We start from the raw sequence: 1,483 nt of genomic DNA, 5'->3' as shown, positions 1-1,483 counted from the left end.
GAAATCGTTATAGCTGCCCTGCAGGCCCAGGACGGAAATCGGGCCAGTCGGTGCTGCGGCGAACACCACAGCAGGCGCGGTGACCAGCGCCAGCAGTGAGGAACCCTTGAGGAATTTTCCGAATAGCTTGGACATCGTTTTACATCTCCTTGTCTGGTGAGCAAATTATTCAGGAACCGGTTCGAACCTCGGCTTTTGCCAAAGGCTCGAATTAATTTGCATTGACATGAAGGTAAAACGGCTCAGCGAAGGCTCTAGCTCAAGGCTCCCTGGAGTTTTCCATTACTAAGCCATCAAGGGTTTGGCGAAGCTGCGGATGACTTGGCAAACGAATACCGAAGGTGCCCTGCAGCAATTCCAGTAACTCATCAGCACTCTCGACTGCGCGCTTTTCGCTGGGCTGGTCAAGGCAGTGAACCGCGTAATTGGCATTGGCCAAGGTATGGCGTTTACCCGGTGCCAATCGCGCCGCTTTCAGCTGACCGACAAAAACGGAAGCCGGGTGCGTCGACACGTACCAATTGCCGATGGTGTAGTCGATATCGGCCTGCACTTGCAGGTCGAACACATATAAGCCACGCCATTCCTCACCCACCTGCGCCCACAGGGTGTAATCGGCACCGTTGAAGGTCAGGCGATAAGGTTCATGGGCGGTGGCCTGGGGCACCTCGGTATCCAGCTGCAACGGACTGCTGGGCACCATGCCGCCGAAGCCGACATCGGTGACATAACGCACGCCGTCCAGGGTCACCAGGCTCAGGCGATGGGTGCGCCCGGTGCGCGCATCAGGCGGCCCGCCCATCACCACCCAGCCGGTAAGCCCGCGGGCGTCGAAGCCCAGCTCCTGCAACAGCGCCAGGAACAGGTAGTTAAGCTCGAAACAGTAACCACCACGCCCGTCCAGCAAGACCTTTTGCTCGATGCTGGGCAGGTCAATCGGCACCGGTGAATGCAGCAATGTCGACAGGCTCTCAAAGGCGAAGGTGCACACGTGACGCAGCTGCAGGTCTTGCAAGGTTTTGAGCGTGGGTGGCGGGGCTGAGTCGTAGCCCAGACGCTGCAGGTAGAGCTGGCTGTGAGTCAATCGGGACATGGCGCGATCCTTGGGCGCGTGGCGGATGCGTCACTATGCCGCGCCAGTGTGCGACTTGTCATTTTGAGTGAACCTTTTTGAACGCCCGCCTATCCATCTATAACAAGACAGGGAGGCAACATGAGTACCGCAAAAATCTACACCATTCACTATCAACTGCACGGTCAACCGAAGTCCTTTGTGGTACGCGCCGAAGTGATGAATAACGCTGAAGCGTGGCATTGGGCGGCGGTCGATGCTGATATTGCCCATGTCAGCCGCATTGGGCGCGTGGGTCATGAGCAGGTCAAGAAAACTACCCGGCCTTGGGCGGAGAAGTTTGGGATCAGCGAGGTGACCTGGGTGCCGCCCAAGTAGGTTTCGTTTGGATGTGATCAGGCCCCGCTTTTG

General features: G+C 57.6%; 2 protein-coding genes. One reads left to right on the top strand and one right to left on the bottom strand.

Annotated elements, in window-relative coordinates:
- Nucleotides 1-259 precede the first annotated feature (259 nt).
- Nucleotides 260-1,093 (bottom strand): arylamine N-acetyltransferase family protein, encoded by an 834-nt coding sequence (locus GIW28_RS30555; protein ID WP_017137531.1) that lies wholly within the window; start codon nt 1,091-1,093, stop codon nt 260-262.
- A gap of 120 nt (nt 1,094-1,213) precedes the next feature.
- Here GIW28_RS30555 and GIW28_RS30550 point away from each other — a divergent pair, with 120 nt between their 5' ends.
- The gene (locus tag GIW28_RS30550; protein ID WP_017137532.1) at nt 1,214-1,450 is read left to right on the top strand and encodes a DUF6555 family protein; all 237 of its coding nucleotides are present in this window, start codon (nt 1,214-1,216) and stop codon (nt 1,448-1,450) included.
- Nucleotides 1,451-1,483 lie beyond the last annotated feature (33 nt).

Source organism: Pseudomonas sp. PA-5-4B, assembly GCF_021606215.1.
Taxonomy (GTDB): domain Bacteria; phylum Pseudomonadota; class Gammaproteobacteria; order Pseudomonadales; family Pseudomonadaceae; genus Aquipseudomonas; species Aquipseudomonas edaphica.
Note: the sequence above shows the minus strand (reverse complement) of the source record. Positions and strands in the feature narration are given on the sequence as shown.

Excerpts from the sequence above, each read along its gene's own strand:
- GIW28_RS30550 (WP_017137532.1), top strand. The coding sequence starts at position 1,214 with ATGAGTACCGCAAAAATCTACACCATTCACTATCAACTGCACGGTCAA.
- GIW28_RS30555 (WP_017137531.1), bottom strand. The coding sequence starts at position 1,093 with ATGTCCCGATTGACTCACAGCCAGCTCTACCTGCAGCGTCTGGGCTAC.